Origin of the sequence: Leptospira limi (assembly GCF_026151395.1) — a bacterium.
GTDB classification, from domain to species: Bacteria; Spirochaetota; Leptospiria; order Leptospirales; family Leptospiraceae; genus Leptospira_A; species Leptospira_A limi.
This window is the reverse complement of sequence record NZ_JAMQPV010000001.1, coordinates 1,952,131-1,972,177: the sequence shown is the minus strand read 5'-3', so window position 1 is coordinate 1,972,177 and position 20,047 is coordinate 1,952,131. Positions and strand designations below refer to the sequence as shown.

General features: G+C 41.1%; 21 protein-coding genes. All 21 read right to left on the bottom strand.

Annotated elements, in window-relative coordinates:
* Positions 1-123 precede the first annotated feature (123 nt).
* The 21 genes from ND812_RS09020 to ND812_RS08920 all read right to left on the bottom strand — a co-directional run bounded on the left by ND812_RS09020 (position 124) and on the right by ND812_RS08920 (position 20,027).
* Positions 124-657, bottom strand: coding sequence for a cupin domain-containing protein (locus ND812_RS09020; RefSeq protein WP_265375187.1), 534 nt, complete (start codon positions 655-657; stop codon positions 124-126).
* Positions 658-749: 92 nt separating this feature from the next.
* Positions 750-2,192 (bottom strand): NADH-quinone oxidoreductase subunit N, encoded by a 1,443-nt coding sequence (locus ND812_RS09015; RefSeq protein WP_265375186.1) that lies wholly within the window; start codon positions 2,190-2,192, stop codon positions 750-752.
* A 1-nt stretch (position 2,193) separates the two neighbouring features.
* Positions 2,194-3,933 (bottom strand): complex I subunit 4 family protein, encoded by a 1,740-nt coding sequence (locus ND812_RS09010; protein WP_265375185.1) that lies wholly within the window; start codon positions 3,931-3,933, stop codon positions 2,194-2,196.
* A gap of 1 nt (position 3,934) precedes the next feature.
* Complete coding sequence (nuoL, locus tag ND812_RS09005; RefSeq protein WP_265375184.1) at positions 3,935-5,863, bottom strand: NADH-quinone oxidoreductase subunit L; 1,929 nt, start codon at positions 5,861-5,863, stop codon at positions 3,935-3,937.
* Between the two features lie 4 nt (positions 5,864-5,867).
* Positions 5,868-6,188, bottom strand: coding sequence for an NADH-quinone oxidoreductase subunit NuoK (gene nuoK / locus ND812_RS09000; RefSeq protein WP_108958212.1), 321 nt, complete (start codon positions 6,186-6,188; stop codon positions 5,868-5,870).
* Positions 6,185-6,802, bottom strand: a complete 618-nt coding sequence (locus ND812_RS08995) for an NADH-quinone oxidoreductase subunit J family protein (protein ID WP_265375183.1) — start codon at positions 6,800-6,802, stop codon at positions 6,185-6,187. The genes nuoK and ND812_RS08995 overlap by 4 nt, the downstream gene beginning before the upstream one ends.
* The gene (gene nuoH, locus ND812_RS08990; protein ID WP_265375182.1) at positions 6,781-7,851 is read right to left on the bottom strand and encodes an NADH-quinone oxidoreductase subunit NuoH; all 1,071 of its coding nucleotides are present in this window, start codon (positions 7,849-7,851) and stop codon (positions 6,781-6,783) included. Before nuoH ends, ND812_RS08995 begins: the two co-directional genes overlap by 22 nt.
* A 15-nt stretch (positions 7,852-7,866) precedes the next feature.
* Positions 7,867-9,138 (bottom strand): NADH-quinone oxidoreductase subunit NuoF, encoded by a 1,272-nt coding sequence (nuoF, locus tag ND812_RS08985; RefSeq protein ID WP_265375181.1) that lies wholly within the window; start codon positions 9,136-9,138, stop codon positions 7,867-7,869.
* A gap of 1 nt (position 9,139) precedes the next feature.
* Entirely contained in the window at positions 9,140-9,628 is a 489-nt protein-coding gene (locus tag ND812_RS08980) for an NADH-quinone oxidoreductase subunit NuoE family protein (RefSeq protein ID WP_265375180.1), read from the bottom strand.
* Positions 9,628-10,848 carry an NADH-quinone oxidoreductase subunit D gene (locus ND812_RS08975; RefSeq protein WP_265375179.1) on the bottom strand — a complete coding sequence of 407 codons (1,221 nt, stop codon included), beginning with the start codon at positions 10,846-10,848 and terminating at the stop codon, positions 9,628-9,630. The genes ND812_RS08980 and ND812_RS08975 overlap by 1 nt, the downstream gene beginning before the upstream one ends.
* A 16-nt stretch (positions 10,849-10,864) precedes the next feature.
* Positions 10,865-11,386: an NADH-quinone oxidoreductase subunit C gene (locus ND812_RS08970; RefSeq protein ID WP_265375178.1), complete on the bottom strand. Its 522-nt coding sequence runs from the start codon at positions 11,384-11,386 to the stop codon at positions 10,865-10,867.
* Complete coding sequence (locus ND812_RS08965) at positions 11,383-11,943, bottom strand: NADH-quinone oxidoreductase subunit B (RefSeq protein WP_135741622.1); 561 nt, start codon at positions 11,941-11,943, stop codon at positions 11,383-11,385. The genes ND812_RS08970 and ND812_RS08965 overlap by 4 nt, the downstream gene beginning before the upstream one ends.
* Positions 11,934-12,311: an NADH-quinone oxidoreductase subunit A gene (locus ND812_RS08960; protein ID WP_012476226.1), complete on the bottom strand. Its 378-nt coding sequence runs from the start codon at positions 12,309-12,311 to the stop codon at positions 11,934-11,936. The genes ND812_RS08965 and ND812_RS08960 overlap by 10 nt, the downstream gene beginning before the upstream one ends.
* Positions 12,312-12,426: 115 nt before the next feature.
* Positions 12,427-13,686: a replication-associated recombination protein A gene (locus ND812_RS08955; RefSeq protein WP_265375177.1), complete on the bottom strand. Its 1,260-nt coding sequence runs from the start codon at positions 13,684-13,686 to the stop codon at positions 12,427-12,429.
* A gap of 1 nt (position 13,687) precedes the next feature.
* Entirely contained in the window at positions 13,688-13,909 is a 222-nt protein-coding gene (locus tag ND812_RS08950) for a hypothetical protein (RefSeq protein ID WP_100718048.1), read from the bottom strand.
* A gap of 1 nt (position 13,910) precedes the next feature.
* A complete protein-coding gene (locus ND812_RS08945) occupies positions 13,911-14,495 on the bottom strand; it encodes a YqaA family protein (RefSeq protein WP_208652425.1) in 585 nt (194 codons plus the stop codon).
* A 3-nt stretch (positions 14,496-14,498) separates the two neighbouring features.
* Entirely contained in the window at positions 14,499-15,065 is a 567-nt protein-coding gene (gene pth / locus ND812_RS08940) for an aminoacyl-tRNA hydrolase (RefSeq protein ID WP_265375176.1), read from the bottom strand.
* Positions 15,062-16,597: a (R)-citramalate synthase CimA gene (gene cimA / locus ND812_RS08935; RefSeq protein ID WP_265375175.1), complete on the bottom strand. Its 1,536-nt coding sequence runs from the start codon at positions 16,595-16,597 to the stop codon at positions 15,062-15,064. Before cimA ends, pth begins: the two co-directional genes overlap by 4 nt.
* On the bottom strand, positions 16,594-16,869 hold the full coding sequence (locus tag ND812_RS08930; RefSeq protein ID WP_100718044.1) for a Smr/MutS family protein: 276 nt from the start codon (positions 16,867-16,869) through the stop codon (positions 16,594-16,596). Before ND812_RS08930 ends, cimA begins: the two co-directional genes overlap by 4 nt.
* A gap of 21 nt (positions 16,870-16,890) precedes the next feature.
* Positions 16,891-17,307, bottom strand: coding sequence for a response regulator (locus ND812_RS08925; RefSeq protein WP_012388280.1), 417 nt, complete (start codon positions 17,305-17,307; stop codon positions 16,891-16,893).
* Positions 17,304-20,027 carry a sensor histidine kinase gene (locus ND812_RS08920; protein WP_265358253.1) on the bottom strand — a complete coding sequence of 908 codons (2,724 nt, stop codon included), beginning with the start codon at positions 20,025-20,027 and terminating at the stop codon, positions 17,304-17,306. The genes ND812_RS08925 and ND812_RS08920 overlap by 4 nt, the downstream gene beginning before the upstream one ends.
* Positions 20,028-20,047 lie beyond the last annotated feature (20 nt).

Genomic DNA, 20,047 nt, shown 5'->3' with positions numbered 1-20,047 from the left:
ATGAATTGAGAATCTTCACATCCAGTTTAATTTAGAAATCGTCCTAAAATCGTTTCGATTCCCACTCTCCCGAAAAGATCGGGGGATGGTTTTGAAAAGAATGTTAATATTATTTTTTAACTCTTATGCGTTGATGAGAACTTTTGACTCATCTACATACACAGGGGTCCATCCAGAATTGTCTTTAAAATAACGAACTGCTTTGATTCGTAAATTTTTGTCCAAAGTGAACCAATGGTTTGTATTGGCTGGGATCGAAATAAAATCACCTTTTCCCACATGCACTTCAAATCGTTCCCCGTCGATGATGAATCCAAAAATTCCACTTCCATCGATGATATACCGAACTTCCTCATCCGTATGGATATGGAGTTTGTCAAACTTTGCAAGCATATCATTGATACCTGGCACTTCATCATGAAGGACCACTAGGTCATTTGCCTTATACCCATGCTCTTTTTTCAATTGGTCAAAACGGTATTCCAATCCAGAAAGTATTTCTTCTTTTTCCGCATCCGATAAACCTTTTTGGCCAAGGATAAGATCCAATGATTCAGGAGTTTTATAAGACTCATACACTAGACCTTTTTGGGTCAAAAATGCTTTCACTTGGTCTTTGTCCTGGATCGTTTCTTGTTTTCTAACAATCGTTGCCATTCGAATTTACCACCTTTCCACTAGCGTTTTTCCATACACCAGAGAATCAAGTTGTTTTTCGCTATCCTGGATGTAATTCTGTTATAACAGATTTAGAGTAAGGCACCTGGTTGGAAAAAAAGCCAACCTACAGTAAAAAACACACAAAGCAAAAATACCAAAAAACCAAGTGTTGGCATCGTCGGTAAATCTCTTACACCCGCTACTGCCCCAGTTTCCTGTTTCATGTAGGATTGGATCGTAATTTTCATATAATAATAAAAAGCGATACAGGAGTTTGCGACCGCTCCAAAGAGAAGGATCCGATTGAAAAGGAGATCCGATTCTGCCATTTTTTGCAAAAGGAATAGTTTGGTCCAAAATCCGATGAGAGGAGGAAACCCAGCAAAGGATAAAAAGATCACACTGAGAGCAAGAGCAGTTAACGGGTGTTCTCCGCTTAAGTGAGAGATCCCATTTACAGTGACTTCATGTTTCCCTTGTTCCAAATACGAAATAATTGCAAAAGCAGCAAGGTTCAGTAAAGAATAAGAAAAAAGATAATACAATGCTTCAAGTGAAGCACCACAAGCGATCCCCGCCACGATATAGCCTGCATGGGATATGGAAGAGTAAGCTAACATTCGTTTTAAATTTTCTTGTTTAAGGGCTACAATATTTCCCCATGTCATGGAGATAAGCGCAATCGAACCCATAAGTACTTTCCAAACATCCCCAATCTCACCAACAGGGACATGGTTGAAAATGATAATCACAAGCCCAAGTGCAGAAGCCTTTCCAGCACTTGCCATAAATCCAGTAATCGGAGTTTGAGCCCCCTCATACACATCGGGTGTCCAAGAATGGAAAGGAACCAGTGCAGCTTTGAAAGAAACTCCGACTAAAAATAAACCAAGACCTAACTTTGAAAAGTTGGCTTCGTATCCTTTTAAAAATAATCCTCGTAAAGCACCGTCTAAGTTGGTTGTCCCAGAACCACCATACAAAAAGGCAATTCCAAGTAACATAAATCCGGAACTAAAACTTCCTAATAAAAAGTATTTCATCGCACTTTCTAAAGAAGAAACGGATGTCCTTGCCATGCCAATCATCACATACAAGGCGAGGGATAAGATTTCCAACCCAACAAAAATCACAATCAAATCATACCCTGAAGTGAGAAACATCATTCCCGACAAACAGAAAAGGAGTAAGGGAAAAAACTCAGGGAATAATGTTTTATGTTGTGATAAAAAAGGAGGAGCAATGAGAAGTGTGATGAGACCTGCAATTAAATAAATTGCACTGAGCCAAACAGTCAGCGGGCTTACGGAAATTTGGGATCCAAAAAATTTCCCGTATCCAGGTGAGTTTGTAATGTGATAAAGCGCATACATCGCTGTAAGGATTCCCAGAACAGAAAGGATCCAAAGTGGTTTCCCCTCTTCTTCTTTCGGAATCAAAAACTGGACAACAAGAGAAAGTAAAGCAACTCCACAAAGAACGAGCATAGGTGAGATTGCGATTAAATCATTCGAAGAAGGAGTATAAGACATGTTAGTTTCCTTTTTTCTCGTTTGGAGTTTGTTCCAATTTAAAATCGGATTCAATGGAGTTATCTAAATTCTCCAAGTTCTCTTCTAGTTTTGGATTTGACTCTTGGTTTACAGCCAATGTAGGTAGTGCAAATGAAGATTTAAAGGATCCTAATCTTTCTTCGAAAGATTTTGGTTCCTTTCCTAAACTGATATAATCTGCAAATAATCTTTGTTCGCCTGTTCCCAAAAAATCCTTTTGGATTTGTTTTCTTTCTGAAACAGATTCGATGGATCCAGCATTTAAAAAGACATTCGATGAAGTATGTAAAATCTCTAAAAATGGTTTTGGATAAAGACCGATCCAAAAAATGAGCACAACAAGTGGACTTAAAATTCCAATTTCTCTAAATGTGAGATCTTTGTATGGTTTTGCTTGTATGGTTTTACTCATACCAAAAAGGAATCGTTTCACAAACCACAAAAGGTATAAGGCTCCAAGAACAACACCAGTTGCGGCAATCCCACCAAGCCATACATTAGATTTGATAGATCCCATAAGGATGAGAAACTCACCCACAAACCCATTTGTTCCTGGTAGGCCAATGGAAGAAAGTACTGCGATGAGAAAAAAAGTAGAAAACACTGGCATCTGGCCCGCAAGACCACCAAACTCAGATATGTTCCTAGTATGAGCTCTTTCATAGATCATACCAATCATAAGAAAGATCATCCCAGTGGAAATTCCGTGGGAAACCATTTGTAACATCCCTCCCACTACACCTTCGGTCGTAAAAGAAAAGATACCGATGATACAAAATCCTAAGTGAGATAAAGAACTATAAGCCACAATCCGTTTGATGTCTGTTTGGACAAGGGCTGCCATCGATCCATACACAATGCCAATCACAGCAAGGGTTTGTACCCCTGTTTGGGAAAAAAGACTTTGTTCTGGAAAAAAGGGAATACAAAACCGAATGAAACCATAGGCCCCAATCTTTAACAATACACCAGCAAGGTCCACCGAACCAACGGTAGGTGCTTGGGTATGCACATCAGGCATCCAAGTATGGAAAGGGAAAAGAGGGATTTTGACCGCAAATGCGAGAAAAAAACTAAAAAACAAAAACCATTGGAGTGGCTCTGAATAGAGAGCCAAACTGGCTGTGGAAAGGGATTCAATGGAAGTTTTTCCTGTTTTGAAATAGAGTGTTAATATTCCACCTAACATAAACAAGGAACCGGCCATGGAAAATAGAAAGTATTTGAGAGCTGCTTTTGTACGTTCTTCCCCACCCCAAATTCCAATCATAAGAACCATCGGAAGCACCATTAACTCCCAAAATACATAAAACAAAACTAAGTTCCCTGCGGCAAAAACCCCAAGCACTGCTGTTTCCAATACAAGTAAACAGATATGGAATTCTTTGATCTTTTTGGGGATATTGGACCAGGAGGCAATGCTCGACAAAAAGAACATAAAGGCAGTGAGAGCAAATAAAAGGAGTGAAACTCCATCAAGACCTACATGGTAATCCACACTGAGTTTTCCAGAAAGGATCCAATCTGGAATCCAATGGACAAACTGTAACCCTGACTTAGAAGCATCATAAAAGAAAAATAGACCCACCGAAAGAATCGTCGTAAACGCAGAGGATAAAGCAGAGATCACTACCACTGCTCCCACTCGTTTTTGCACTACGATGAGAAAAGAGGAAACAATCGGTAAAAAGATAATGATGGATAAAATTTGTTCCGGCACCTTACACCCCCCTTGTTAATAAATACACCAAGATACAAAATGTACCAAGAACCACATACAATGCATAGTCACCGATGAATCCAGATTGGAGCCTACGCAATCCATTCGCGATGACTCCAAAACTCCCACCAATCCCGAGAAAAAAACGATCTAGGATTTTGACATCAAAGGTATAAGCAATTGCCTTTGATAAAAACACATAAGGTTTCACAAAGAGTACATCATAGAGTTCATCAATGTAGTATTTATGAAAGAGGATCTTACGAAAACCAGTATGTTCCTCGAGGATTGGACTTTGTTTCCTTTGGTAAATGAGATATGCTAAGATAAGTCCAAAACTTGCAATTCCAACAGAAAATGCCGCAAGGGAAATCTCAACTCCATGAGTGAGTTCTATGTGTTTGGTAAACGTTCCCGTTTGGTTTGCAAGAACAGTTCCTCGTTCCAAAACAGGAGCAAAGTATCGTTCGAGTGTATCGATGTGCAAAAAGAAATGAGGAGTGAGGAAAAACCCACTGAAGACTGCTCCGACTGCTAAGACCACAAGAGGGAATGTCATGGTCCAAGGAGACTCATGTACTTTGTGATGGGAGTCGGTATTGTCCTTTCCAAAAAATACCACAAACACAAGACGGAACATATAAAACGAAGTGAAAAAAGCAGCCACAACACCCACTGTCCAAAGGATAGAACCAAACGCACCGTAGGTGTAAGTTTTTTCTAAAATTAAATCTTTTGAGAAAAATCCAGAGAAAGGGAAAAAACCTGCAATCGCTAAGGTTCCGAGTAAGAAAGTTAAGGATGTGATTTTGATTTTTCCAAAGAGCTGCCCCATATGTTTGATGTTTTGTTCATGGTGGAGGGCATGGATGACAGAACCTGCACCTAGGAATAACAATGCCTTGAAAAACGCATGGGTCATTAAATGGAAAAGTCCCGCCACATAACTCATGCTACCCATGGCAAGGAACATAAAACCAAGTTGGGATACAGTTGAGTAAGCGAGGATTTTTTTGATATCGTTTTGCAAAAGACCAATGGTTGCTGCAAATAAAGCAGTGAGGGCACCAATACAAGCAATGAAAAAGGATGTATCAGGTGCGAGAAAAAATACAAAGTTGAGTCTTACGATGAGAAACACACCTGCAGTCACCATTGTAGCCGCATGGATAAGAGCCGATACAGGTGTTGGGCCTGCCATCGCATCTGGTAACCAAACATAAAGTGGGATCTGTGCCGATTTTCCCATCGCTGCGATGAAAAAGAAAAGGGCAATGAGATTGGCATAAGAGGCAAACTCGGAAAGTTCACTCAAATTGGTTTGTAAGGTAAGGTATTGCAAACTCCCACCTAACCAAAAAAGAAACCCTGTCCCTAAGATAAACCCAACATCCCCAATTCGGTTTAAGATAAATGCCTTCATCCCTGCTTCCGCAGCAGAAGACTTATCAAAATCAAATCCAATGAGTAAGTAGGAAGCAAGACCAACACCTTCCCAACCGAGGAAGGTTAAAACCAAATTATCACTGAGGACAAGGTTCAACATACAAAAGATAAATAGATTGAGGTAAGCAAAAAACCGGTTGTATCCTTTATTGCCCTTCATATAGCCCATCGAATACAAATGGATGAGTGATCCAATACCTGTAATGATGAGAGTCATGTACAAAGAGAGTTGGTCAATTTGGTAACCAAAAGAAGTTTTAAAATCTCCAATTACAATCCAATCAAACACTGGCACAAGGTGTGGAGCAGTACGTTCCATTGGATTAAATTCGTTAAACGCACCTAAGGTGACAAGGAAAGGGATAAAAACCGCGAGGGTTCCAATGGCTCCAGCAAATCTGTGAGGGATTCGATCTTTTAGGAGTCCATTATGCAAAAAACCAAGCAGGGGGAGTAGAACAACGATTGGAAATAAATCTAACATAGGATTACCATCTCATCGATTGGAGTTCATCCACGTTCGTGGATTTTTTGTGACGGAAGATTGCAATGACAAGAGCAAGGCCCACAGCTGCTTCCGCTGCAGCGATTGCCATCACAAAGAAAACAATGGTTTCCCCATTGATATGAGATAAAGCTTTGGAGAAGGTAACAAAGACTAAATTCACCGAGTTTAGGATGAGTTCCACTGACATAAAGATGATCACAATGTTACGTCTGATAAGAACTCCAAGAACCCCAATGGAAAATAGGATTCCCGCAAGGCCGAGGAGGTAATGGACGGGGATTCCGTTGATGACTGGATTCATAAAACTGTATCCTTTGTTTGGTCGATTTCGTTTAGTTTCTTTTTGGCAAGGATCACTGCCCCAAGAACTGCCACAAGTAACAGAATCGAAATCATTTCAAATGGCAAAAGGTAATCCAAATAGGTGGATGCACCAACAGTGGCAACATTCCCTTTGGCATTCACAGTGGCCGTTCCTTGGATGGGGAAGGAATACTCTGCATTCTCATAGCCTTTTCCCATTTGTTCTGAATGAGGGACACCGGTAGTGAGTGCGGAATATAGAAGGAAAAAAAATCCGATCACAAATATAGATAACAAAACCAAACGAATGGGGTGTTTGCGATAACGAGACATTGTTTCTGCTCTTTGGGAAAGTAACATGAGAACAAACACAACAAGCACCATAATGGCACCCGCATACACTAACACCTGCATGGTGGCGATGAACAAAGCTCCCAAAATCCCATAAATCCCTGCGAGGGAAAAAAAGGTAAAAACTAAGGAAACGGCAGAGACCACTGGATTTTTTTGGAAAATCACACTAAGAGCCGTGATCACAGTCACTGTTCCAAAAAACACAAAAAGTAAAAGAGATGGTGAAGTTTCTAAATTCATATAAATAATTTCATCCATCCTTCTTTCCAATACACAGTGTAGATGGAGGCAAACATGACTACAAATAGCCCCCAAGGGATCATCTTTTTCCAACCGAGTTTCATGAGTTGGTCATAACGAAATCTTGGAAGGGTCCAACGCACCCAAATGAATAAAAAGGCAAAAAACAATACTTTTAAGATAAAAAACCCTAGTCCAATGAAGGCTTGGTATTCTGATCCGGCCCCAATATGGAATGGCACATTATATCCACCAAAGAAAAGTAAGGTGGTAAGGCATGACATTGTGATCATATTCATGTATTCTGCCAAAAAGAATAAAGCAAACTTAAACGCACCGTATTCAGTATGAAAACCTACCACAAGTTCCGACTCAGCTTCAGCTAAATCAAAAGGCAAACGATTTGTTTCCGCAAACATGGCTGTCACATAGATAAAAAAGGCAACAAATCCAGGTGGGGATAAGATATTCCACATTTCCTTTTGGGAGTCGCTGATATCTGTGAGTTTGAGAGAACCAGTCATAATCACAATCGATACGATGGAAAGTCCCATGGGAAGTTCGTAACTGATCATCTGAGCAGTCGACCTTACTCCACCGAGTAACGAGTATTTGTTGTTACTAGACCATCCTGCAATCATGATCCCATATACAGAAAGAGATGAAATGGCAAGCATGTACAATACCCCAGAGTCTGGGTTTGCAATTTGTAAGTCGATGGTTGTAATGCCTGTCAGTGTCGTTAACCACTCTGGTGCAGGAAGTGTCCCACCAAAGGGGATCACAGCCCATGCCATAATCGCACAAGTCATTGAAATTGTGGGAGCAAGGAGATACATTCCCTTGGATACATTTTTTGGAAATATTTCTTCTTTGGCGATGAACTTAATCCCATCCGCCAAAGGTTGGAAAATTCCAAAAGGACCTGCACGGTTAGGACCTGGTCTGTCCTGGATAAATCCAGCAAACTTTCGTTCGGCGAGGGTATAATACGCCACACCAGTTAAGATTACAAAAAATAAAGAGAGGATTTTAATCCCCCAAGCAAGTATTAAAGCCCAGTCCATCGTATTTGGTGACCTTTAGTGAGAAACACTCACTTCCTTTTTCAATCGAAGAGAAAACTCTTCCTTAAATTTCGTCATCGTCGGTCGAACTGCCATCACACAAGCATCCGCTAACGGACAAATGGTGGTGCCACCTTCCATATTTCGGGAAAGTGAAAAGATGAGTTCTACATCCTTTTCTGTCCCTTCTCCCACTTTGATTTTGTGGAGAAGGTCTTTGACCCAATGTGTACCTTCACGACATGGTGTACACTGCCCACACGATTCATGTGAATAAAATTCAGCTAATCGGTAGGTAGTTTCCACAAGATCAGTTTCTTCCGATAAAATAATCACTGCCCCGGAACCTAACATGGATTTGAGGGAAGCAATGGATTCATAATCCATTGTGGCTGTCATCGCTTCTTCTGCCGTTAAAATCGGAGAAGAGCTTCCACCAGGGATCACTGCTTTTAAGGATTTGTCGTTTTTGATCCCACCGCAGATGTCATAGATGAGTTCCTTCATGGGAGTTCCCATTTCCACTTCATAAATCCCTGGTTTTTTCACATGCCCACTGACAGCAAAAAGTCTAGTCCCAGGTGATTTTTCAGTTCCAATTTTTTTGTATTCTTCGCCCGTCATACGGATGATATGCGGAACATTACAAAAGGTTTCGACATTATTCACAACCGTTGGGCATGCATACAAACCCGATACCGCAGGGAATGGAGGTTTGAGGCGTGGGTGGCCCCTCCGACCTTCAAGAGAATTGATGAGAGCCGACTCTTCTCCACAGATATAAGCACCTGCACCAGAATACACAGCCAAATCAAAATCATACCCAAGGCCTAAGATATTTTTTCCAAGAAGTCCTGCTTTGTAAGCTTCTTCCACAGCCGTTTCCACAATCCGAATCCCTTTGTGAAATTCACCTCGGATGTAGATATAACCTTGGTGGGAGTCAATGGCTTTTGCCGCGATGATCATCCCTTCGATGAGCATATGAGGGAATCGTTCGATGAGCATCCGGTCTTTGAAAGTACCAGGTTCCCCTTCGTCCCCATTACAAATTAAATACTTTGGTTTGTCAGTTTTAGGGATGAATCCCCATTTGTTTCCGGTTGGAAACCCAGCTCCACCACGACCACGAAGCCCAGAATTTTTAACATCGTTTACAATTTGTTCGGCGGTCATTTCCGAAATTGCTTTTTTTAAACTTTCATACCCACCCACCGATTGGTAGTGTTTTAATGTATGAGAATCTCCGGCTGCAATATGTGTTGTGAGTAAGGTTTTAAGTCCCATGTTATCCTTCTTTTTCCAATTCAGAAAGAATCTTTTCGATGGATTCTGGAGTTAAATTTTCATAGTATTTGTCATTGATCTGAGCGACAGGTCCAAACCCACAAGCACCTAAACACTGCACTTCATCCACAGTATATTTTTTGTCCTTAGTGGTTTCCCCTTTTCCAATTCCCAATTTGGAACAAACATGTTCTGTGATGGAATCAGATCCTGCCAGATAACAAGAGATATTGGCACAAACTTGGATGTGGAATTTCCCAACAGGTTTTTTATTGTACATGGTGTAAAATGTAGCCACACCGTGAACTTGTGCGAGGGATACAGGTTCGCCAATCCGATCGGCGATGTATTGCATCCCTTCTGTGTCCACAAAACCTTTGTCAGCTTGTAATAAAAAGAGACATGGCAATATGAGAGAACGTTTGCTTGGAAATTGTGGTATAAGTCTTTGGAACCGTTTTTCGGATTCTTGTGAAAATTGATACGCCATTAACAATCAAGCTCCCCTGCAATGACATTGAGTGAGGACATCGTTGCAATGGTATCTGCCAAAAGTCCACCTTTCACCATTTCTGGGAATGCTTGGTAGTACCAAAAACAAGGGCGTCTCACATGTACCCGCCAGGGAGATTTTTCCCCTTCAGATACTACATAAAATCCAAGTTCCCCATTGGCAGCTTCCGTGGCATGGTAATATTCCCCTGCTGGAACTTTGACTCCAGGCATGATGATCTTAAAATGGTAAATGAGTTCTTCCATATTGTGATACACACGGTCTTTGGGTGGAAGGAAAGTGTGTGGCACATCTGCATGGTATGGACCTTCTGGGATACCATCAATCAGCTGTTCGATGATCCGCATGGACTGGCGCATCTCTTCCATACGAACTAGTGTCCTGTCAAGAGCTGATCCGTCTTCTCCCACAGGAATGTCAAAATCCACTTTATCATAAAACATATAAGGGTCATCTTTACGAACGTCCCAAGCTACTCCTGCCGCACGTAAGTTTGGTCCTGAAAATCCGTAAGCAATGGCACGTTCAGCAGAGATCCCACCTATGCCTTTTGTTCTTTCATTGAAGATTTTGTTACGGATGAGAAGCTCTTCAAATTCGTCTAACGCTGGTTTGAGTCCTTTTAGAATGAGTTTGATTTCGGATTGGAATTCAGGGTAAATATCTCGTTCCATTCCACCCACTCGGCAGAAGGTGGTCGTGAGGCGTGCTCCTGTAAGTTTTTCTAAAATTTGGTAAATGTTTTCGCGGTGGTGGAAAAGGTGCAATAAGCCAGAAAATGCACCGAGGTCCACTCCCATAATCCCATTACAAATGATATGGTCCATGATCCTGGAAAGTTCGGAGATGATCATTCGAACGTATGTCACACGATCAGGGACTTGGATTTGCATCATCTTTTCCACTGTGAGGATCCAACCGATGTTGTTCAGAGGAGTGGATACATAGTTCATCCGGTCCGTACAAACCAAAAACTGGTTGTAATCGTAACGTTCCCCTAATTTTTCAAAACAACGGTGGACATACCCAATCACAGATTCTGTATCAACAACTCGTTCTCCATCGATCTGGATTACGTTTTGTAAAATTCCATGTGTTGCAGGATGGCTTGGTCCTAAGTTAACGAGTAAATGACCTTCTGGTAGGTCTTTGAATTTTTGACCGAAGTGTTCGGCTGTTTTTTCGTACATTACCATAATGATTGTTTACCGCCTAACCGGTAATATCCTCTTCTACGTGAATGGTCAGTAAATCCTCGATGAGGTAATCTTGGCCCGGGCCTTCGAGTGGGTAGTCTTTCCTGAGTGGGTGGCCCACAAAATTATCAGGCATAATGAGTCGTTCCATTCGAGGGTGGTTTGAAAACGGAATCCCCATCAGATCAAATACTTCTCGTTCCGGCCAATTGGCGGCAGGGAAAATTCCAGCAATGCTTGGAACCGATTCCCCTTCTCCCACAGGTACACGGAGTTGGAATCGGAAATGGTTGTTTTTGGGAGAACGAAGGAGGTACACCACTTCAAATCTTGGTTCCCGTTTTCCTAACCAATCGATAGAAGTGAGGTCATTTAAAAATGTAAACGCAAATTCAGGGTGATCCTTTAACGTCTGTACAACGGTAGGTAGACTTTCCTTTTGGATACTAAAGTAGAGGAGATTGGTGTTTATGTCCCTTTGTGGGAGTAAACTATCTTTCCATTGGGATTGGATAAATTCGGTTAGTTTTTCTTTCATGCCACTACGAGGGGTTTGTTACGTTCGTTGATCTCTTGGATCTTCTTCATGACTTCTTGGCGGCGTGCTTCCAAGCCTTGTGTTTGGACTTTTTTTTGTAACTTGACTAGGGCATCTAGGATTGCTTCTGGTCTAGGAGGGCAACCCGGAACATACACATCCACGGGGAGGATACGGTCTACACCTTGTAACACACCATAGGTGTGAAACATCCCACCGGAAGAAGCACAAGCTCCCACAGAAATCACAAATTTAGGTTCCGCTAATTGATCGTATATCTGGCGTAATACGGGAGCCATTTTATAGGTAATGGTTCCGAGAACTAAAATCATATCGGCTTGGCGAGGTGAAAAAGAAGGTCGTTCAGCACCAAAACGAGCGATGTCATAATCGGCACAAGCTGTACTCATATATTCGATTCCACAACAAGCAGTCGCAAAAGGATAAGGCCACAAAGAAAAACTTTGCCCCCACTGAACCACGTTGTCGAGTGTGGCAACTTGGAACATGTCACCAAACATCTCACCTGGTTTGGATAGTGTTTCTGTTAATCCCATTCCAGTGCTCCTTTTTTCCAGATATAGTATAGACCCACCACAAGGATGAGTAAAAAGAAAAACATTTCAAAAAGAAAAAACGTTCCTAGTCCTGCTTCTTTGAATCCAATGAGATTCACAGCCCAAGGGTATAAAAACACAGCTTCAATATCAAAGAGGATAAAGAGGACTGCTACCAAGTAAAACTTGATATTAAAAAGTCCTCTAGCATCACCATAATAGGTGACACCACATTCAAAGGTATCTTGTGGTTTTGATTTTTTCTTTGGGTTTAAAAGAAAGGCAAGTGATAAGATCAGAGCGGAGAAACCGACTCCGAGCAAAAGTTGTAAGAGGATTGGTGCAAAACTATCCGGTGCGGATCCCATGTATGAAAATGCTCTCACGAAAGGGGTTAGTTGTCAAGATGAGAAAGAATTTCCCCTTTGTTTTCGTGTATTTTTCGAGATTCGAGGGAAAATCTCTAATTTTTGAGATAAACTCTCAATAACGGTCTCCCCATAACCTTTCCAATTGTTCCTTCAGATTTTTCTCCATCCCTTGGTTGGAAGGAGAATAAAAACTTGGAGGGTTCGGATAAAAGGACTCAGGGAAGTATCGTTCTTTCAGGAAATGTCCTGGAAAATCATGTGGGTATTTGTAACCTTCTCCCGCTCCTTCGTTACGGTGAGTGGCCGTAGGTGCATTTCGCAAATGGTTTGGGATTTGGAAGGAACGATTCCTTGCCTTCACAAATGCCAATGCTTCATTGATCGCCGTATAACTCGCATTAGATTTTGGTGCAGAGGCAAGGAAAGTGGTACACTGCCCAAGAGGGATCCTTCCCTCTGGCATTCCCACTCGTTCCATTGCTTGCCAAGTGGCAATCGCTAGGGGTAGAGCATGGACACTTGCATTTCCCACATCTTCACTCGCAAAGATTACCAGTCTTCTGGCAATAAAGAGAGGGTCTTCGCCACCTTCGAGCATCAGCGCCAAATAAAATAAGGCTGCATCTGGGTCACTGCCACGAAGGGATTTGATAAAGGCAGAAATGATATCATAATGGCTTTCACTATTCTTATCATAGGTGACAAGGGTATCTCCAAGGATGACAGACAATCTTTCTTCTGTGACCTCTTCCCCTTCCTTTGTGGCACTCAAAATCCTTTCTAGATACCCAAGGAGTTTACGGGCATCCCCTGCACTCCTTCGAAAGAGTTCCTGTTTGACCACTTCTGGAATCGTTCGGTTTGTGTTTTGTTTGGAAAGGCATGCGGAAAAAATTTGGTCCTCTTCTTCTTCGGTGAGAGTGGTGAGGCGGTAGACTAACATCCTAGAAAGTAAGGCTTTGTTCACACGAAAACTTGGGTTTTCTGTGGTAGCGGCGATGAGGATGATTTCCCCTTCTTCCACAGCGGATAATAATGCATCTTGTTGGGAGGAGGAAAATCGGTGGATCTCATCCAAAAAAAGGACAATGGTTCCGAGACGTTTCCCTTCTTCTAAGACTTCTCTCACTTCTTTTACACCACTGGTCACACAACTTAAGTATCGTTTTTCCAATTTCCATGATTCAGCAAGCAGGTGAGCAAGTGTGGTTTTTCCAGTCCCAGGAGGACCGTAGAATAAAATGGATGTGGGTTTGGTAATGGATCGTAATGCAGAGACTACTTTTGTTTGGCCTACAAATTCGGACCAAGTTTTTGGCCTCACCAAGTGGGCAAGAGGCACTTGTTTGGAATTAGAAAAAAGGGAATCCAATTTAGTTTAAATCCAATTCCTTTTTCACTGCCATATAACAGTTGTAAATGGTTTCATTACACACATCACAACCGGAATGGCAACAGATCAGTGCTCGCTCAGAAACCTTTCCATCGATTAGGTTTTTAACAAAAGCAGCAGTCCGATCTGGCAAAAAGAAAAACCTGACTTTTTCTAAAATCACTTCGTCGACTGACTTAGGAAATAGTCGTTCTTCGGTCATTTTAGCCTCCCGTAATCCAGCCGATATACATCGCATAAAAATAAACAGAGATACGAACAAACCGAAAAAGGGACCCCAAAAAAAACAAACGGTAAGGCATCTTAAACGTGCCTACGGTATATGCCATCCAAGAATACGGAATAGGAGTGAGAGCACTGAGAACCACTGCACCAAATCCAAATTTTCGAATGTAAGGGAGAAGTTTGTCTTCATAGTGTAAAACCATCTGGCGACCCAAATGGAACCTGGGGATGAGATAAAGCCCAATGTAATAGGCAATGGTTCCACCAATGATACTCCCGACTGACATCGATAAGATGGTCTTTAGTGGGTCCATCTCACCTGTAATGGCTAACATCAAAAAAGCATCGGGAGGCACAAAAGCAGGAAGGCTATCCGAGAGGATCATCCCAAAAAATAAACCGACAAAACCAAAAATGCGGACAAAATGTTCGCTAAACCCAAGTAGTTCCTTTCGAAAAAAATACGCAAGGCCAAACACAATGGCAAGAACGATTACAATGGAGAGGATAGTTTGCAAAAATAAGGTTCTTAAATTGATGGAAGTTTCTTGTTCTTTTGACATTGGTTATGCTTTGGTTTCTTTTAAAAGAAGGTTACGACTCGTTCGGATCCAATCTTCGATTTTGGAAACAGAGTCATTGATGAGTGTCTGCAACTGCGTTTTTTCTTCTGCATTGAAGTTTTGCAGAACAAAGTCAGCCACTTCCATCCCCCCTTTTTCGGGTTTGCCCACTCCAAAACGCAGACGATGAAAATCTTGGGACCCGAGTTTTGCCACGATGTCCTTTAGACCATTATGGCCAGCAGTTCCCCCGCCAATTTTGTTTTTGATTTTTCCAAATGGCAAATCGACTTCGTCTTGGACCACAAGGATCTGAGAGGGAGGTATTTTGTACAAATTGGCAAGGGTTTGTGTTGCTTTTCCAGAAAGGTTCATAAACTCCAAGGGTTTCAATAAATGGATTTTATCCCCTTCCCAGGTATGAGTGGTTTCTGCATATTTTTTGGCGTCTTTAAATGAGACACCAAATTCAGAAGCCAAAGCATCTAAAATCATAAACCCAATATTATGGCGGGTGTTTTTGTATTTATCTCCCGGATTTCCAAGACCAACAATTAAAAAGTGTATCATACATTTCCAAGGATAATATGTAACATACGTTCTGTGGCTTTCACTGCGGCAACTTGTTGGTCCGAGTCAATTCCGATCGTACGAATTGGGTGATTGTCTCCCTCTTTTTTCCATGTGATGACAGTTTCCACAAGGGCATTTGTATTCCCACCAGGTGGAATCCTCACTTCATAATCAAAGAGTTTGGGAATTTGGATTTCTAAGGTTTTTAAGATGGTTCCGAGGGCATTCATAAACGCATCATAACCCCCATCTCCTTCTCCTTTTCCTTCATAGAGTTTTCCTTGGTACTTCACTTTCACTTCGGCTCTAGGTTTCACTCCAATGCCACTTGTGACCGTACATGTTTCGATCCGAAAACTAGATTCTAAGTTTTCCCCTGTGATATCAGAGATGATGTAAGGTAAATCCTCTTTGGTGACAGTTTTATTTTGGTCCCCAAGCTCAATCACTCGTGCAAGAACCTTCTTTTCGATCTCAGGAGAAAGCACCATACCCAATTGTTTTAAGTTTTCAGTGATACTTGCTTTGCCTGCTAACTTACCGAGTGCATACACGCGGCTCCTTCCAAATCGTTCAGGAAGGATGGGGTTTGCATATAAATTCCCCTTTTTGTCTCCATCGGCATGGACACCTGCCGTTTGTGTGAAAACATCTTCTCCCACAATGGGTCTGTTATCCGAGATTCGTTTTCCTGAGAATACTTCCACAAGTCTCGAAGCACTTGTGATTTCTTTTTCGACAACAGAGGTTCTAAATTTTGTTTTGTCATGGAGTGCTGTTACTACAGCTTCTAATGGAGAATTCCCTGCTCGTTCCCCAAGACCGTTCACCGCGACATGAAGACCTCGCACTCCTGCCTTCACGGCTTCCAGACAATTTGCAACTGCTAGGTCATAATCATTATGCCCATGAAACTCAAACCATAAATTGGGAAAGAGGCCAACAAGGTCTGTCACAGCCGTTCTCACTTCTTCTGGTGACAAAACACCTAATGTATCAGCCAAATAAAAACGTTTGATCGGAAACTTTGAAACAGTTTGTAAATACTGAATGACATAGTCTCTGGAATGTAAATATCCATTGGACCAGTCCTCTAAATAAACATTGACTGTGATCCCTGCAGCACTCGCAAAATCTACAGTTTGTTTGATATCGGAAAAATGTTCTTCGGGAGTTTTTCGAAGTTGGTTTGTTAGGTGGTTTAGTGACCCTTTTGTCAAAAGGTTTAAAACTTTCACTCCAGTGCTTTTCATCCACTCCACAGTTTTGTCAGAGTCAACAAATCCTAAAATTTCGATCCTATCTTGAAGTCCTTCCCCTTTTGCCCATTCGATGATTTTTTGGACAGCTTCAAATTCACCAGGGGAAACTCTGGCACTTGCAATTTCCACACGGTCTGTTTTTAGATCCTTTAAAAGGTGTTTGGTGATATTTAGCTTTTGTTGCCAAGAGAAAGAAACACCATTGGTTTGTTCCCCATCCCGTAAAGTTACGTCTAAAATTTCTATTTTGGAATTTAGTTCTGTCATGCTTTCAATCGATTGATGTATTCTTTGGAAGGCGCTAGGATTTCCACAAGGGTACTTCCGGGGTTCTGTCGAAACATTGGGTCGGATTCCACTAATTTCAAAAACCCTGAGGAGGTCACGTAGTCAATCGCCATTCGGCGTAATACCCCTTCCCCAATCCCATGTAGGATTTCCACATAGGTTTCCCCGTCCATAAAGGCTTCATGGAGTTCTCTCTCGAGTTTGGTCCGAGCTTCTTCGAATCGGAGTTTGCGGATGTAAATGGTACGCACCGTAAGTCCAAAAAAATGGACTTAGGTCAAATTGCAACAGAAACGAACTGCATCCAAAAGTTCCTTGGTATTCCAAGGTTTGGAAAAAATTGCATAGGTTTTGGCTTCTTCTTTCACACGGTTGATCGCATCCCGATCTGCATGCCCAGAAATGAGGATGGATTTGATATGAGGGTATTTTTGGTGGACTTTGATGAGAAATTCGTCTCCACGCATCCCAGGCATGAGCCAGTCGGACAAAATGAGAATCACTTCCACACCTGATTGGCAAAGGTCATCGATCACTTCCATCGCTTCCTCTGGGTTTTGTGCGGTTTCATATGTGTAACTGCCACCAATCTCCCTTTTCAGTTCTTGTACGAGAGAAAGAAGGAGGATTGGTTCATCATCAACACATAGAATGGCATTTTTCTCGTTTTTGATCTGCGATAAATTCAAACTCTTTCCCCTTCCATTACTTTTGGTATGTACACCCTGAATTCCGTTCCAGTAGCGTCTGAAATAAAATCAATTTTTCCATTCATTTTTTCCACGATTTGTTTACAAATGTCAAGCCCAAGCCCAATCCCTTCTCCATGTTTTTTTGTCGTAAAGAAGGGCAAAAAAACTTTGTCTTGGATTTCGGGATCAATTCCTTTTCCATTATCCTTAATGGATGTTAGAATAAAGTCTGATTCGGTTGTGACTGAAATTCTTATTTTACCCTTATAATCCATTGCTTGTAAAGCATTATTGATTAAATTGATCCAAACTTGGTTGAGTTTATCGCGATCCGCCAAACAAGAATCAGATGTGAAATAGTTCTTAATGATTTCCACATCTTTTTTAATTTTTGCCTGGTATAAAGTTAAAATTGAATCCAATTCTGAAGGAATATTCACCTGTTGTGAGTTAGAGTCGGCAACAGATTGGTCAGTATACAAATAATGTTTGAGTGCGTTCACTACATGTGAGGCTTTTTCCGTAGCAGATTGAACCACATATACCAATCGGTACAAACTTCCCAAAGTTACAACGTTTTGCAAAAGATGGCTAGCTCCTGGTTTTTCTATAATCGAAAAGATTTGAGAATCCCAATTTGTGACTCCAATCGATGTTAGATGGTCGAGTATATCATCTGGATTGGAAATATTCTTTTCCTTGAGTTGTGCCATCCTTTCCTTTTTTTCCGCACGACTCATAAGACCTGAACTTCTATCTCCAAAATTAACACTTAACAAAAGTAATGTTTGAAAATCTTCCAATTCCTCGTGGTTAAGGGTTTCTAAAAATTTTGGAAGGAGAAGGATATCTTTTTTTAAAATTTCTGACATGGCACGCACACTGGAGGAAATGGCACCGAGTGGTGTATTCAATTCATGAGTGATTCCAGCAGCAAATTGCCCAAGTGCCGCTAATTTTTCACTAAGTAACAACTGGTTTTGTGCATTATGAAGATCGAGTAAAATTCGTTCTTTGGTAGCAATGGTTTCCAGTAAATTCTTGTTACTTTCCATCAGTGCTACCGTTCGGTCATTGACGATTTTTTCCAAATTACTATTGGTTTCCATCACCATCCGTTGGCTTGCACTCACTCGTTCAAAACTGGATTTTAATTCCTTCGACATAAAACGAAAGGCATCGGAAAGTCCTCGGAGTTCTGCGATCATACTCTCACCCACAGGAAAATCCCAATCTCCCTTTGCCAGTGATTTGGAAGCGGAAGAAAATCGTAAGATTGGTCTTGTGACAAGTTCCGCTAATACAACAGCGAGGATAAGACTTAAAAGAATGGCCCAAGCAAATACCATAGCCGACTCACTATTCCCTGTATACACTCCACTCAAATAAAAGGAATATGGGAACAGCGTAACTAAGTAGATGGTATTTTTTTCTTTGGGGATCTCGAATCTCGAAACATTGGCATTCCAATTTTCTCTCGAGAGTGGTTTTTTTGTCACAACAGAAAAACTCAAATGAGTTTCTGGGTAATGAAGGTCACTTGCTTGTTTTTTTAATTCGACACGTAAGGTTTCTAGAAGTCGTGATGATTTTGGTTCGTTCGACAAACCAGAAATGAGCGTTAGGTGAGAATCTAACAAATACACCTTACCTTGGGTATTTACCACAGAAGCATCTAATAATTGTTGGAGTAGAATGGGATTCGAGTTTATGGAGCCAGTAGCTGATTCCAATTCCGATAATTGCAATTGGATATTTTTTGACCATTGTTTGTGTAAAATTTCAACCATATGGTAAGCAGATTCTTCTGCATTTTTTAAAGTCACATACGATGTAATCCCAACTAAAAACAAAACCAAACAAACAAATGGTGCAACGATGAATAATTGTAAGGATATCCCTGTTCTCTCTTCCGCATATTGTTCGTTTGAAGTCCCAAGATTCGATGCGGAAACCCAAACCATTCTTGGTTCTGTGATACTAACTTCCTTTACTTGGAATGGGATCTCAGCCCAAAAGTATCCAATTTTTTTAACAATCGGATACAACAAAAATGTGATCAGTGGTGCAAGGATCCAAGTGATTCCAGTTGTGAAAATAAGGGCAGAACTAATGGTGTGATAGGAAATTTCAGATCCAAATTGTTTGGAACATAAAAACCCCCATAAAAATGGTTCGAGTAATAAAAATAAAAATACAAATATAAAATAATAAATCCAGATTCTCACCTTACTGAAATTTGGTGATTTTCCAATCATTTGGTAGGAGAGCCAAAACAAGGATGGATTAATGAAATACCCAGGTAACCAGTCCCATAAAAAGTCTGGAGGCACCCCTTCTATCAAATCAGAAAGACCATAGGCAAATGGAACTGCAAGTAAGGCAGGGTAGCCAAAAAAATTAAGGCATAAAAAGACTGATAAATCCTTAAGACTTTCTAATGTCTGTGCTCCAGGGATCAGGACAATGGAACTACCTAAATAACCTGTAGCAAAAATTGAGACAAAGGTAATGAGAAAAAAATAGAAACTTTTGAGATTCCATGTCCATACTTCCCTGGAGATTCGGAATTGTTTTCCATTCCGAAACGTAAAACCAGTATAAGCAAAAACAGCAATGAGAGCGCCGAGTAAAAACGAAAATCGACCCCAAACTTCTAAGATTGGCAGTGGGATTTTGGAAATGATGAACTCTAACCAAACGATGATCTCTGCCATGACCAAAAAATCGTAGGAGA